Origin of the sequence: Nocardioides albus (assembly GCF_014648255.1) — a bacterium.
In the GTDB taxonomy this organism is placed as follows: domain Bacteria; phylum Actinomycetota; class Actinomycetes; order Propionibacteriales; family Nocardioidaceae; genus Nocardioides; species Nocardioides albus.
Genome location: NZ_BMQT01000006.1, coordinates 338,644 through 350,784, shown reverse-complemented (window position 1 = coordinate 350,784; position 12,141 = coordinate 338,644). Strand labels below are relative to the sequence as shown.

Genomic DNA, 12,141 nt, shown 5'->3' with positions numbered 1-12,141 from the left:
ACTCGCGGGTAGAGCGACCGGAACGTCCCGTCGTATCCGGCGTGGGCAGCGCATGACCGCGCTGGAGATCGCGGTGACCTCGGTGGAGGGGGCACGCGCTGCTCGCGAGGGCGGGGCGAACCGCGTCGAGCTCTGCTCGGCGCTCGAGGTCGGCGGTGTCACGCCGTCGCACGGGCTCCTCGAGGCGGTCCTCGACGAGGTCGGCGGCATCGAGGCCGGCGACGGGTGGCAGGGCGTCCAGGTGCTCGTCCGGCCGCGCCCGGGCGGATTCAGCTACTCCCGGGAAGAGCGGGACCTGCTGGCACGAGAGGTCGACACGATCCTCGAGGCCGGCGCCGACGGGATCGTGATCGGTGCGCTCACCACGGACGGGTTGCCGGACGTGGACCTGGTCCGCCGGATCGCGGAGAAGGCCGCAGCGTACGAGGCGACGGTGACGTTCCACCGCGCCGTCGACCTCAGTGCCGACCCGGTCGCGGCGGTCCGAGCGCTGAGCGGCATGGTCGACCGGGTGCTCACCTCGGGAGGTGCGTCGACCGCAGCCGCGGGCGCGGCGACGATCGCCGCGATGGTGGCGGTGGAGGGGCCGGACGTGCTGGCCGGCGGTGGGGTGAGTGTGGAGGCGATCAGGGCGCTCGCCGCGCTCGGCGTCGAGGGCGTGCACCTGTCCGCGAAGCGGCGGATCCCCTCTGCCTCCCGGCTCGCGTTGGGCGACGCCGACGACGGTGGCCACTGGGTGACCGATCCTGCGGTCGTCGCCGCTGCAGCTGCTGTGCTCGGCCGCCACTAGTGGCGCGTCCCAGAAGTTCCTAGGCGCTTCGCGCCGCCATGGCACGCACCTGGCAGCGTTGGCGCCGCTCGGAAGACGCCCGGTATGACTTCGCGACGCCGCCTCGCCATGCACGCACCCTGACGACGCCAACCGTCCAGGAACTTCCAGGACGCGCCACTAGGCGGTCGGGGAGTCGCCCTCGACCAGGTCGCGAAGCACCGCGACCGCGCCCTCGAGCTCGGCCTCGGTGCGGTTGCGAGACTCGAGGCGCTCGGCGATGAGGTGGGAGATGCGCTCGCGCACGTCGGCGAGGTCTGCCCGACCGGCGTCCGTGAGGGTGACCAGGCTCGCCCGCGCATCGGCGGGATTGGGCTCCTTGCTGACCAGGCCGGTCTCGACCAGCTGGGCGATCTGGGCCGACATGGTCGGTTGCGAGCAGCCGTCGGCGCGGGCCAGGTCGGTGATGCCGAGCGGCCCGACGGCGTCGAGGATCGTGAGGACCCGGACACTGGCCGGTAGGTCCAGGGCGCGGCGTACGAGGCGCATGAGACGCGCCGCGTAGACGACCAGGTCGCTGGAGAGGTCCAGGGTCTTCGCCGAAGCGGAGCCCGAGGCGGTCGGGGCTGCCGTGGAGAGCAGCTGCTGTGAAGGCATCGATCGGATTCCAGGGTCGGGGTTGCGGCGCGGCGGACGGGTGGAGACTATCTGAGAATGACAACGGAACGGCACACCTGGATCGCGTTCCTGCGCGCCATCAACCTCGGCGCGAACCGGAAGTTCCCGAAGCAGGCGATCATCGCGGCGGTCGTGAGGGCGGGCGGGACGGACGTCGAGACCTACATCAACACCGGCAACGTACGCTTCGACCACCCGGTCGGCGACCGGGCCGAGATGGAGGCGATCCTGGAGGAGGCCTTCGCTGCCGATCGCTTCTTCGAGGTGCCGACGATCTGCCTCACCCCCGCCGAGCTGAAGGTGATCGCCAACGATGCCGCGGCGGTCGGGATGGGGCACGAAGGCAGACAGTTCGTGTTCCTGTGCAAGGAGCACGGCGACACCGGCTCCCGCGAGGCGCTGGTCGCCCGGGCGGGGGAGGGCGAGCAGGTCTATGTCATCGGTCGCGCCGTGCACCTGCTGACCGAGAGCTTCCACCAGACGAAGATCACCAACGCCGTGGTCGAGCGTCACATCGCGGTCAGCACCAACCGCAACCTCAATGTGATCCGCACCCTCGCCGACCGGTGGGCGTGAGGCCGGGGCTAGTGCGCCGGAGCGCCGTTGCGTTCGACGGCCGGGACGGTGACGCGGCTCAGGCGGCGTACGGCTGGGCTCAGCAGTGTCGCCAGCGAGATCGCGACGAAGGCGATCCCGGCGATCATGAGCACGTTCTCGATCCCGTACGCGGCGGCCAAGGGTCCCATCGTCAGCTGCCCGATGGGAATCGCGATATACGTCCCGAGCTGGTCGTAGGAGGACGCCCGGGAGAGCAGCTCACCGGGGACGTTCTCCTGCATCGACAGCTGCCAGCCGAGACTGAACACCTGGACACCGGCGCCGGAGATGGCGGCCGCGGGCAGGAGCACCGCCATGTCGGTGGAGAACCCGAGGGCCGCGATCGGCAGACCGAAGGCGGCCATGCCGATCATGCCGAAGAACAGGGGTCGTTCGAGCCGGACCTTCATCAGCACAAGGGTCGCGGCGAGCACGCCGATCCCCTGGAAGGTGAGGATCAGGCCCCAGCCGCCGGCACCCAGCGATGAGCCCTCGGCCCGCTGTGGCCCGAGGGTGAGCAACCCGCCCTCGTAGAGCGCGTTGAGCATGGTCGCGGCGCCGACGCAGAGCCACAGCCAGGTGGTCGAGCGGAAGTAGTCCCAGCCGAGACGCAGGTCGCCGACGACGGAGGCCTTGCCGACCGAGCCGGTGAGCTTGACGGGCAGCAACAGCAGCGCCGCGATGATCCAGGTGGCGGCGTCGAGCGCGAGCGCCCAGCCCGCGCCGACGCTGAGGACGAGCAGGCCCGCCGTTCCAGGGCCGGCGATCGCGACGACCGCCCGGGTCAGCGACAGCAGGACGTTGGCCTCCTGCAGCTGGTCGCGGGGCACCACGAGCGGAATGATCCCCTGCTGAGCCGGCAGACCGGCGGCGGAGACGATGCCGTTGAGGGCCGAGAGCGCGATCAGGTGCCACAGCTCGGCGACGCCGGCGATGACCAGGACAGCGACGGCCGCCTGGCTCAGACCGGAGACCAGGTTGGAGGCGAACAGGATCCGGGCGCGGCCCAACCGGTCGGCGAGCACGCCGCCGATCAGCATGAAGATGATCATCGGGATGGTCCGGGCCGCGAGGACGGCGCCGATCGCGATCGGCGCGTCGCTCACCTCCATCACGGCGAAGGCGAGCGCGACCGGCGCCATGAAATTGCCGACCAGGTTCACCGACCGGGATGCGAAGAACCACCGGAAGTGGGGATGGTGCAGTGGGGCTGTCGCCGAGATCCGAGCCATTCGAGAGAGAATAGACCTTCAGACGAGCACTATCGGTGGAAAGTTCGCATTTCTGTCACAAGACCGTTACCCCCGCCGCGCGCATCTCTTCGATGGCCGCTGCAGTGCGCTCCGCCGCCACTCCAGCGGTCAGGTCGGAGAGCAGCGTCGTGCCGAACCCGGCCGCTCGCGCGTCGAGCACGGTCGCGCGTACGCAGTAGTCGGTCGCCAGCCCGCACACGTCGACCTCCTCCACCCCGCGCTCCCGGAGCCAGTCGACCAGCGTGGCGCCGCCCTTGGCCGCGCCCTCGAAGCCGGAATATGCCGCGGCGTACTCGCCCTTGCGGAAGATCTCGTCGAAGGACACCGGGTCCAGGTTGGGGTGGAACGCCTCGCCGTCGGTGCCGACCACGCAGTGCGCCGGCCACGAGTCCACGTAGTCCGGCGGGTTGCCGAAGTGGTCGCCCGGGTCGATGTGGTGGTCCTTGGTCGCCACCACCAGGCCGTACGTCGGCTCCGGCTCCTTGCTCGCTGCTCGTTCGCGCAGCAGCTGACCGATGTCGTAGGCCACCCTGGCCCCGCCGTCGACCGGCAGGGACCCGCCCTCGCAGAAGTCGTTCTGTACGTCGACCACGATCAGTGCACGCGTCATGCTCGCCAGCGTAGACGGTGGCGGTTCGTCTAGGTATGCAGCCGAACCGTCACATCCCTAGCGGAGTTCCACGTGGGGTGTGACGGTTGGTCTGCATACCTAGACGAACATCCGGCCAGGCGGCGCGCGATCAGATGAACTGGGTGGGGATCGCGGGATCGCCCTTGAGGAGCGAGTGGGCGATGACGGGGAGCTCGGCGACGGAGGCCTGGTGGCGGTCGCGGGCTGCGTCGAGGGGCTCACGACCGACGATCTCGCCCTTGCGTACGAGCTGGGTGAGGAGGGGGCGGTCGTTGTCGTCGCCCTGAGGAGGGGTGCCGATGCCGATCACCTCGGCGTCGGCGACATCGTTGCGGTCGCGGCGGCGCAGGGCGTACTTTCGGCCCCCGATCGAGCTCTTGGACGCGCTCTTCTTGGCGACCGGCTCCAGGTCGCCGGAGGCGCCCTCGCGGGCGACGAGCTTGTAGACGAACCCGGCGGTCGGATGACCGGAGCCGGTGACCAGCTGGGTGCCGACCCCGTAGCCGTCGACCGGGGCGGCCGCGAGGCCGGCGATGGCGTACTCGTCCAGGTCGCTGGTGACGATGATCTTCGTCTTGGTCGCGCCGAGGTCGTCGAGCTGGCGGCGTACGTCGTGGGCGAGGAGGCCCAGGTCGCCGGAGTCGATCCGCACCGCACCGAGCTCGGGCCCGGTGATCTCGACCGCCTTCGCGACCGCCTCGGCGATGTCGTAGGTGTCCACCAGCAGCGTGGTGCCCTTGCCGAGGGAGGCGACCTGGGCCTGGAAGGCCTGCTCCTCGGTGTCGTGCAGGAGCGTGAAGGCGTGGGCGGAGGTGCCGGTGGTGGGCACGCCGAAGCGCGCCCGTGCGGCGAGGTTGGAGGTGGCGGTGAAGCCCGCGACATAGGCCGCCCGGGCGGCAGCGACGGCGGCCGCCTCGTGGGTGCGCCGCGAGCCCATCTCGATGCACGGGCGGTCCCCGGCCGCGAGCGTCATCCGGGAGGCCGCGGTGGCGATGGCCGAGTCGTGGTTGTAGATCGAGAGGAGCACCGTCTCCAGGGCGACCGCCTCGGCGAAGCTGGCCTCGACCACGAGCAGCGGCGAGTGCGGGAAGAAGGTCTCGCCCTCGGCGTACCCCCAGATGTCGCCGGTGAAGCGGTAGCCGGCCAGCCACTCCAGGGTCGGGCCGTCGACGACGCCCTCCAGGACGGCCAGCTGTTCCGGGCCGAACCGGAAGGTCTCGACGGCGTCGAGCGCCCGTCCGACCCCGGCCACCACGCCGTAGCGGCGACCACCGGCGAGGCGCCGGGGGAACAGCTCGAAGACGGCACGGCGCTCCGCAGTGCCCGCCTTGAGCGCGGCTTGGAGCATGGTCAGCTCGTAGTGATCTGTCAGGAGCGCGGTCGAGTCCGCTGTCGAGTCCACGGGCACATCGTGGCACGATGGACTGTATGAGCGCGCCAAGCCCCGTGGAGCTCGACGAGCCCGAGGTCGACGACCTCGTAGCGCCCGCGACCCCGTGGGTGACGATCGTCTGGAACGACCCGGTCAACCTGATGTCGTACGTCACCTTCGTCTTCCAGAAGTACTTCGGCTACTCCAAGAAGAAGGCGGAGAAGCTGATGATGGAGGTGCACCACGACGGCAAGTCGGCCGTCTCCTCCGGATCGCGTGAGGAGATGGAGCGCGACGTGCAGGCGATGCACGAGTACGGTCTGTGGGCGACCCTGGAGAAGCAGGACTGATGGGCGGGTTCAGCTACCACCGCCGCGGCAAGCAGATCATCGCGACCTTCTCCGGGTTCGAGGCCGACCTGCTTCGTTCGTTGGCCTCCCAGCTCGTCGAGCTGCTGCGCAACGAGGTCGCCGCGCCTGCCGAGAGCGATGACCCGCTCGAGGCGCTGCTCGACTTCTCGGGTCCGACCACCGAGCCCGAGGACCCGGTGCTGAAGCGGCTCTTCCCCTCCGCCTACGGCGACGACGAAGAGGCGGCCGGGGAGTTCCGGCGGTTCACCGAGGGAGGTCTGCGCGATGGCAAGGCGCGGGCCGCCTCGACCATCATCGACGCGCTCGAGGAGGCCGGACTGCCGCCCGAGCTGGACGAGGACGGGATGGTCATCGACGTCGAGCTCTCGATCGCCGACGCCGAGGCGTGGATGCGCTCCTTCACCGACATCCGGCTCGCGCTCGCGACCCGGCTCGGGGTCGAGGAGGGCGACGAGGACTTCTGGGACTCGCTGCCCGAGGACGACCCCGCGGGCCAGGTCTACGGGATCTACCAGTGGGTCGGGATCCTGCAGGAGACCATCGTCGATGCGCTGTGGGCGGCGTCCTGACTACACCATCCGTGCGGACGGCGGTGACCGTGTCCGGCACCCGGTCACGTACGTCCGCGCTGTTCTGCCCGCCTAGGCTGATCCCGTGCTGACCATCGACCAGGCGACCTACGACGCGATCGTCGCCCACGCGAAGCGCGACCATCCCGACGAGGCATGCGGGATCGTCGCAGGCCCTGAGGGGTCCGACCGGCCCGAGCGGTTCATCGAGATGATCAACGCCGCCGGCTCGCCGACCTTCTACGAGTTCGACTCGACAGACCTGCTCCAGCTCTACAAGGAGATGGACGCCAACGACGAGGAGCCGGTGATCGTCTACCACTCCCACACGGCGACCGAGGCCTACCCCTCGCGCACCGACATCGGGCTGGCGATGGAGCCGAACGCGCACTATGTGCTGGTCAGCACCCGCGAGCACGGGTCGGCTCAAGGGCCGGTCGAGTTCCGGTCCTACCGCATCGTCGACGGCAACGTCACCGAGGAAGAAATCAACATCGTCACGACGTTGTCGTGACGCATCCTGAGAACATCCAGCTAGGAGAACCCATGGCCATCGAGGTCAAGATCCCGACCATCCTCCGCACCTACACCGCCGGTGAGAAGGCAGTCAGCGCCGAGGGCAAGACCCTGAGCGCGCTCATCGACGACCTCGAGGCGAACCACTCCGGCATCAAGGAGCGCCTCATCGACAACGGCGACCTGCGCCGCTTCGTCAACGTCTACATCAACGACGAGGACGTACGTTTCATCGGCGGTCTCGACGCCGAGCTGAAAGACGGCGACCAGGTAGTAATCCTCCCCGCCGTAGCCGGCGGCTGCTGAACCTCGCAGTGTGCTGTCAGGAGTGCGTCATGGCGCACGCCTGGCAGCACACCGCTGCGTTTTAGCCCAAAATTCCGCGGTCGTACGCTCTTGCGACCGCGGCTGCTCTGTCTGTGACTCCCAGCTTGTCGAAGATGTGACCTAGGTGGGTCTTGACCGTTGCCTCGCTCACGAAGAGCTTTGCGGCGATCGCGCGGTTGGTCGTCCCGCCGGCGACGAGGGCGAGCACCTCGCGCTCGCGCGGGCTCAGCTGGGCCGTCGGGCCCGGCGAACGGAGTCGGGACGCGAGTCGGGTCGCCACCGCGGGGGAGAGGACGGTCTCGCCGGCCGCCGTCGCTCGGACGGCTTCGACCAGATCCGGCGTCGGAGCGTCCTTGAGCAGATAGCCGGTCGCCCCGGCCTCGATCGCCGCGACGACGTCGGTGTCCGTGTCGAACGTCGTCAGGACCAGTACGCCGGCGCGCGACTCCTGCGCCCGGAGCCGCTCGATCACCTCTACGCCGCCGGTGCCGGGCATCCGGAGGTCGAGGACGAGCACGTCCGGCTCGAGCTCCTCGACGAGTGCGATGGCTTCGGCGCCGTCGCCGGCCTGGCCGACGACCTCGAAGCCTTGGGCGCGGAGCACTCCGACCACCCCGTCGCGTACGACCGGGTGGTCGTCGGCGACCACGATCTTGATCACGTTTGTCCTCTGTCTCTCAGAAATCGACTCTTCGGCGTCAACAATCGACTCTTCGGCGTCAAGAACTGACGTCTCGGGGTCATGCGGCACCTCGGGGGAGTGCGGGGATGCGGGCCGAGAGGGCCGTGCCGGCGCCTGGGGCGGACTCCAGGGTGAAGGTGCCGGCCAGTCGCTGGGCGCGGGTGCGCATCACGCCGAGACCGAAGGCCGAGTCGCGACGGGGGCCGGTGGGGTCGAAGCCGCAGCCGTCGTCGCGTACGTCGAGGATGACCTCGGACTCGTCGAAGGTGAGCGTGACCCCGACCCTCGACGCCTCGGCGTGCTTGGCGACGTTGGCGAGCGCCTCTTGGGCGATCCGCAGCAGCGTGGCCTCGACCTCGGAGTGCAGGGCCGTGGCTTCGCCGACGACGACGAACGAGGCCTCCACGTCGTGGTCGTCGTTCCAGCTCTCGATCAACCTCGACAAGGCATCGAGGAGGCCCGCGTCGGTGAGCTCGGTGGGGGAGAGGTCCTGCACGGACCGCCGGGCCTCGACGAGTGCCGTGCGAGCCATCTCGGTGGCTCGGGCCACCCGGCGGCGTACGTCCCCGGCGTCCCCGGCGTCAGCGGAGCCTTCGGCGGCCTGGAGCTGGGCCACGACGCCGGCGAGCGACTGCGCGATGGTGTCGTGGATCTCGCGGGCGAGGCGCTCACGCTCGTCGCGTACGCCGGTCTGACGTGACTGCGCGAGGAGCTTCTCGTGGAGGCGCGCGTTCTCGGTGAGGGCGTGCTCCAGCCTGACGATCGTGTCGGCCCGCTCCTGGCTGACGGCGTCGAGGTGCATGCTGTAGCGGGCCATCAGGGAGGCGAGCCCGAAGTTGACGACGAAGAGCAGGGGCAGGGCAGCGCTCTGCCACGGGCTGTCGTACGGCGGCGGCCCGCCGGTCTGACCGGTGGCCATGATCAGCGAGGTGACCGCCATCGCCACCCATCTCCAGCGGCCGCGGAAGGACTCGAAGGCGTCCAGGAACCCGACCCAGGCAAAGATGCAGAAGAGCGGATGGACGACGGTGAGGGCGGCGGCGAGCAGCGTGCGGCCGACGTAGCCGACCGGATGTGGGCGGCCGTAGACATACATCCACCGCCAGATCCACACCGCGGTCGCCGCCACGAGCACGCCGAACGTCACCCGCATGCCGAGCGTGCGCGGGCCCATCTCCGAGATGGTCGCGACGCTGATCACCGTGGCCAGCGCGAGCAGCACGAACGGCAGCACCTTGAGGTTGTGCTCCCAGCGCTGCTCACGCTCGACGGCCATGGTCATGTGCAGGACCCTCTCATTCCCAGCGGAAGATGCGCACGGCAATCAGGTAGAGCACTACCGCCCAACCGCCCATCACCGCTAGGTCCACGAGCTCGGGGAAGCTCCCGCCGGTGGCGTCGTTGAGCGCATTGGAGGCCGCGCCGTAGGGCGTGAGCGAGATGACGTCGCGCACGGTGCCGCCGAACACCTCGACCGGGAAGTAGACCCCGGCCGTGAACATGCAGGGGAAGAAGGCGACCATCCCCACGACCTGCCCGGTCTTGGCGTTGGGCGAGGCGGCAGTGATCGCGGCCCCGATCCCGAGCGAGACGAGCAGAGCCAGGACGTACGCCACCGCGTACCCGGCGATCGACCCGGGAAGCGGTGTCCCGAACGCCACCCGGCCCAGGAGGACCACGATCACCGACGAGGCGGCGACCGCGGCGGCATGCACCAGCACCTGGCCCAGCAGGATCGAGGACGGCCTCGCCGGCGTGGTGCCGAGGCGGCGCAGGATGCCGCTCTCGCGGTAGCCGGTCAGCGTTGCCGGCATCGTCATGATCGACGCCATGATCATCGAGAGCAGCACGGTGACCGGGACGTAGAGGTCGATCAGGCTCCGGCCGCCGAGGTCGGCGCTCTCCTCGCGAAAGCTCGGGATGAGCCCGAGCACGCCCAAGAGCAGGCTCGGGAACAGCACGATCCAGAAGAGCGAGAGCCGTTCGCGGGCGAAGAGCCTGGACTCGGTCCGGATCACGGCTGCGGTCGGGCTGGTCATCGGGTTGCCTCCTGGTGGGTTTCGGTGAGGTCGAGGTAGGCGGCGTCGAGGCTTCCCGCGGCGATGCGGAGCCGCTGCGGAGCCACGCCCTGCGTACGCAGCGCCTCGATGACAGCGAGAGCGACACCCTCGGCACCTTCGACGGTGACCGTGCCGTTCTCGCTGCGCGCGGCGGTGACGCCGTCGAGCTCGCGCAGGGAGACCAGGTCGATCGCGGCCGAGGTGTCGAAGGTGGTGATCGTCGCGGCTGTGCCTGCGTCGATGAGGCCAGCCGGGGTGTCCAGGGCGCGGATCCGGCCGGAGTCGACGATCGCGATCCGGTCGCAGAGCGTCTGGGCCTCCTCCATGGAGTGGGTGACCAGGATGACGGTCACCCCCCGCTCACGTACGTCGCGCACCAGGTCCCACACCTCGCGGCGCGCCCGCGGGTCGAGCCCGGTGGTCAGCTCGTCGAGCACGACGACCCGCGGCCGCCCGATCAGCGCCAGCGCGATCGAGAGCCGCTGCTGCTGACCGCCGGAGAGGTCCTCGAAGCGCTGCTGCAGGTGGTCGCCGAGCCCCAGCCGCTCGGCGAGCGGGGACCAGGGCTCGGGGTCGGGGTAGAAGGCGCTCCACAGCTCCAGCGCCTCCTGGACGGTGATCTTCGGCTGCAGCTTCGCCTCCTGGAGCTGTACGCCGAGCACCTCCGTCACCGCTGCGCGGTCCGTCCACGGGTCGATGCCGTGGACCCGGATCCGACCCCGGTCGCCGACCCGCAGCCCGGCGATCGACTCGACGGTCGTGCTCTTGCCGGCCCCGTTGGGGCCGAGGATCCCGAAGATCTCGCCTTCGTAGACGTTCAGGCTGATCTCGTCGACCGCCACCTTCTCGCCGTAGGTCTTGCGCAGGCCGTCGATGACGACCGCTGGTTCTCGCTCCTGATGCATACCTTCAGCCTGGCCGAGGACGCGGTCTCACGGATCGGGCGATCGGCGCGTGTGGGCATCAGCCGATCGGTTGATGCGACCATGGACCCCATGCGCTACGACAACCTGCTGGCGTCGGTCGGGGGCACCCCGCTGGTGGGCCTGCCCCGCCTCTCGCCCTCTCCCGACGTACGTCTGTGGGCCAAGCTCGAGGACCGGAACCCGACCGGCTCGATCAAGGACCGCCCGGCTCTTCGCATGGTCGAGGAGGCCGAGAAGGACGGACGGCTTCGCCCCGGCTGCACGATCCTGGAGCCGACCTCCGGCAACACCGGGATCTCGCTGGCCATGGCGGCCAAGCTCAAGGGCTACCGGATCGTCTGCGTGATGCCCGAGAACACCTCCGAGGAGCGGCGCCAGCTGCTGCGGATGTGGGGCGCCGAGATCGTCTCCTCGCCCGCCGCCGGCGGCTCCAACGAGGCCGTCCGGGTCGCCAAGCGCCTCGCCGCCGAGCACCCCGACTGGGTGATGCTCTACCAGTACGGCAACGCCGCGAACGCGCGCGCCCACGAGGAGGGCACCGGCCCCGAGCTCCTCGCCGACCTCCCCTCGGTCACCCACTTCGTCGCCGGACTCGGCACGACCGGCACGCTGATGGGCGTCGGCCGCTTCTTCCGCGCCGCCAAGCCGGAGGTACGCATCGTGGCCGCCGAGCCGCGCTACGGCGAGCTCGTCTACGGGCTCAGGAATCTCGACGAGGGCTTCGTCCCCGAGCTCTACGACGCGTCCCTGATCGACGCCCGCTTCTCGGTCGGCCCCCGTGACGCGGTCCGCCGAGTCCGCGAGCTCCTCGAGCTGGAGGGCATCTTCGCCGGCATCTCCACCGGCGCCATCCTCCACGCCGCCCTCGCCCAGGCCGCCAAGTCGCTCCAGGCCGGCGAGAAGGCCGACATCGCCTTCGTCGTCGCCGACGGCGGCTGGAAGTATCTCTCCACAGGGGCGTACGAAGGCACCATCGACGATGCCGAGGAAGGCCTCGAGGGCCAGCTCTGGGCCTGACCGCCGGCGGCAGGGGTTCAGCGGCAGAAGGCGTAGACGACGAGCCCGTGATCCGCGGCGGAGAAGACCTGGTCGAGGGCTTTGCCGGTGAGGTGGGCGCCGACGTAGCGCGGGGTCGCGCCGGTGGCGACGATGGCGTGCCCGGGGAGCCTGCCGGTCATGTCGGGCGGGGCCTCCCCGCTCCAGCAGTCGTGCTTCGCGATGAGGGCGGCAGGGCTGTCAGGGGCGAGCGGACGGCCGGCCGGAAGACCGTCGGCCTCCGGCGCGGAGCCGAGCTGGACCAGCGCTACGGCGAGGGCGGCTGCGTACATCGTCCAGATACCGAGCGCGAGGAACCCTCTGCGTCCGGGGGAGACACTCACATCTTGGCAAC

Annotated in this window: 16 protein-coding genes; 7 read left to right on the top strand and 9 right to left on the bottom strand. The window is 70.0% G+C overall.

Features of this window, described 5'->3' with window-relative positions; genetic code table 11:
* Nucleotides 1-52 precede the first annotated feature (52 nt).
* Nucleotides 53-790: a copper homeostasis protein CutC gene (locus IEY84_RS15045; protein ID WP_183546912.1), complete on the top strand. Its 738-nt coding sequence runs from the start codon at nt 53-55 to the stop codon at nt 788-790.
* Between the two features lie 159 nt (nt 791-949).
* Here the strand turns inward: IEY84_RS15045 and IEY84_RS15040 are convergent, their stop codons facing one another.
* Nucleotides 950-1,426 carry a MarR family winged helix-turn-helix transcriptional regulator gene (locus IEY84_RS15040; protein ID WP_183546910.1) on the bottom strand — a complete coding sequence of 159 codons (477 nt, stop codon included), beginning with the start codon at nt 1,424-1,426 and terminating at the stop codon, nt 950-952.
* Nucleotides 1,427-1,483: 57 nt separating this feature from the next.
* On the opposite strand from IEY84_RS15040, the gene IEY84_RS15035 reads away from it, so the two are divergent.
* Nucleotides 1,484-2,023 carry a DUF1697 domain-containing protein gene (locus IEY84_RS15035; RefSeq protein ID WP_183546908.1) on the top strand — a complete coding sequence of 180 codons (540 nt, stop codon included), beginning with the start codon at nt 1,484-1,486 and terminating at the stop codon, nt 2,021-2,023.
* Between the two features lie 8 nt (nt 2,024-2,031).
* Here the strand turns inward: IEY84_RS15035 and IEY84_RS15030 are convergent, their stop codons facing one another.
* From IEY84_RS15030 to IEY84_RS15020, 3 genes are all read right to left on the bottom strand, one after another.
* Nucleotides 2,032-3,276 (bottom strand): MFS transporter, encoded by a 1,245-nt coding sequence (locus tag IEY84_RS15030; RefSeq protein WP_183546906.1) that lies wholly within the window; start codon nt 3,274-3,276, stop codon nt 2,032-2,034.
* A 55-nt stretch (nt 3,277-3,331) separates the two neighbouring features.
* Nucleotides 3,332-3,916, bottom strand: a complete 585-nt coding sequence (locus tag IEY84_RS15025; RefSeq protein WP_275944483.1) for a nicotinamidase — start codon at nt 3,914-3,916, stop codon at nt 3,332-3,334.
* A 121-nt stretch (nt 3,917-4,037) separates the two neighbouring features.
* Nucleotides 4,038-5,330, bottom strand: coding sequence for a nicotinate phosphoribosyltransferase (locus IEY84_RS15020; RefSeq protein WP_183546902.1), 1,293 nt, complete (start codon nt 5,328-5,330; stop codon nt 4,038-4,040).
* A gap of 26 nt (nt 5,331-5,356) precedes the next feature.
* On the opposite strand from IEY84_RS15020, the gene clpS reads away from it, so the two are divergent.
* The 4 genes from clpS to IEY84_RS15000 all read left to right on the top strand — a co-directional run bounded on the left by clpS (nt 5,357) and on the right by IEY84_RS15000 (nt 7,062).
* Nucleotides 5,357-5,650: an ATP-dependent Clp protease adapter ClpS gene (gene clpS / locus IEY84_RS15015; RefSeq protein ID WP_221208939.1), complete on the top strand. Its 294-nt coding sequence runs from the start codon at nt 5,357-5,359 to the stop codon at nt 5,648-5,650.
* Nucleotides 5,650-6,240: a DUF2017 domain-containing protein gene (locus tag IEY84_RS15010; protein ID WP_183546898.1), complete on the top strand. Its 591-nt coding sequence runs from the start codon at nt 5,650-5,652 to the stop codon at nt 6,238-6,240. Before clpS ends, IEY84_RS15010 begins: the two co-directional genes overlap by 1 nt.
* Before the next feature lie 85 nt (nt 6,241-6,325).
* Nucleotides 6,326-6,754 carry a M67 family metallopeptidase gene (locus IEY84_RS15005; protein ID WP_183546896.1) on the top strand — a complete coding sequence of 143 codons (429 nt, stop codon included), beginning with the start codon at nt 6,326-6,328 and terminating at the stop codon, nt 6,752-6,754.
* Between the two features lie 32 nt (nt 6,755-6,786).
* A complete protein-coding gene (locus IEY84_RS15000; RefSeq protein ID WP_183546894.1) occupies nt 6,787-7,062 on the top strand; it encodes a MoaD family protein in 276 nt (91 codons plus the stop codon).
* A 61-nt stretch (nt 7,063-7,123) separates the two neighbouring features.
* On the opposite strand, the gene IEY84_RS14995 is transcribed toward IEY84_RS15000, so the two are convergent.
* From IEY84_RS14995 to IEY84_RS14980, 4 genes are all read right to left on the bottom strand, one after another.
* Entirely contained in the window at nt 7,124-7,744 is a 621-nt protein-coding gene (locus IEY84_RS14995) for a response regulator (RefSeq protein ID WP_183546892.1), read from the bottom strand.
* A gap of 79 nt (nt 7,745-7,823) precedes the next feature.
* Nucleotides 7,824-9,047, bottom strand: a complete 1,224-nt coding sequence (locus tag IEY84_RS14990) for a sensor histidine kinase (RefSeq protein WP_183546890.1) — start codon at nt 9,045-9,047, stop codon at nt 7,824-7,826.
* Nucleotides 9,048-9,060: 13 nt separating this feature from the next.
* Nucleotides 9,061-9,804 carry an ABC transporter permease gene (locus IEY84_RS14985; RefSeq protein ID WP_183546887.1) on the bottom strand — a complete coding sequence of 248 codons (744 nt, stop codon included), beginning with the start codon at nt 9,802-9,804 and terminating at the stop codon, nt 9,061-9,063.
* Nucleotides 9,801-10,730 carry an ABC transporter ATP-binding protein gene (locus tag IEY84_RS14980; RefSeq protein ID WP_183546885.1) on the bottom strand — a complete coding sequence of 310 codons (930 nt, stop codon included), beginning with the start codon at nt 10,728-10,730 and terminating at the stop codon, nt 9,801-9,803. Before IEY84_RS14980 ends, IEY84_RS14985 begins: the two co-directional genes overlap by 4 nt.
* A 90-nt stretch (nt 10,731-10,820) precedes the next feature.
* Here IEY84_RS14980 and IEY84_RS14975 point away from each other — a divergent pair, with 90 nt between their 5' ends.
* Nucleotides 10,821-11,768: a PLP-dependent cysteine synthase family protein gene (locus IEY84_RS14975; protein WP_183546883.1), complete on the top strand. Its 948-nt coding sequence runs from the start codon at nt 10,821-10,823 to the stop codon at nt 11,766-11,768.
* Between the two features lie 17 nt (nt 11,769-11,785).
* On the opposite strand, the gene IEY84_RS14970 is transcribed toward IEY84_RS14975, so the two are convergent.
* Complete coding sequence (locus tag IEY84_RS14970) at nt 11,786-12,130, bottom strand: hypothetical protein (protein WP_183546881.1); 345 nt, start codon at nt 12,128-12,130, stop codon at nt 11,786-11,788.
* Nucleotides 12,131-12,141 lie beyond the last annotated feature (11 nt).

Excerpts from the sequence above, each read along its gene's own strand:
- IEY84_RS14980 (WP_183546885.1), bottom strand. The coding sequence starts at position 10,730 with ATGCATCAGGAGCGAGAACCAGCGGTCGTCATCGACGGCCTGCGCAAG.
- IEY84_RS14975 (WP_183546883.1), top strand. The coding sequence starts at position 10,821 with ATGCGCTACGACAACCTGCTGGCGTCGGTCGGGGGCACCCCGCTGGTG.
- IEY84_RS15010 (WP_183546898.1), top strand. The coding sequence starts at position 5,650 with ATGGGCGGGTTCAGCTACCACCGCCGCGGCAAGCAGATCATCGCGACC.
- IEY84_RS15030 (WP_183546906.1), bottom strand. The coding sequence starts at position 3,276 with ATGGCTCGGATCTCGGCGACAGCCCCACTGCACCATCCCCACTTCCGG.
- clpS (WP_221208939.1), top strand. The coding sequence starts at position 5,357 with ATGAGCGCGCCAAGCCCCGTGGAGCTCGACGAGCCCGAGGTCGACGAC.
- IEY84_RS15000 (WP_183546894.1), top strand. The coding sequence starts at position 6,787 with ATGGCCATCGAGGTCAAGATCCCGACCATCCTCCGCACCTACACCGCC.
- IEY84_RS14985 (WP_183546887.1), bottom strand. The coding sequence starts at position 9,804 with ATGACCAGCCCGACCGCAGCCGTGATCCGGACCGAGTCCAGGCTCTTC.
- IEY84_RS15040 (WP_183546910.1), bottom strand. The coding sequence starts at position 1,426 with ATGCCTTCACAGCAGCTGCTCTCCACGGCAGCCCCGACCGCCTCGGGC.
- IEY84_RS15035 (WP_183546908.1), top strand. The coding sequence starts at position 1,484 with ATGACAACGGAACGGCACACCTGGATCGCGTTCCTGCGCGCCATCAAC.
- IEY84_RS15045 (WP_183546912.1), top strand. The coding sequence starts at position 53 with ATGACCGCGCTGGAGATCGCGGTGACCTCGGTGGAGGGGGCACGCGCT.
- IEY84_RS14990 (WP_183546890.1), bottom strand. The coding sequence starts at position 9,047 with ATGACCATGGCCGTCGAGCGTGAGCAGCGCTGGGAGCACAACCTCAAG.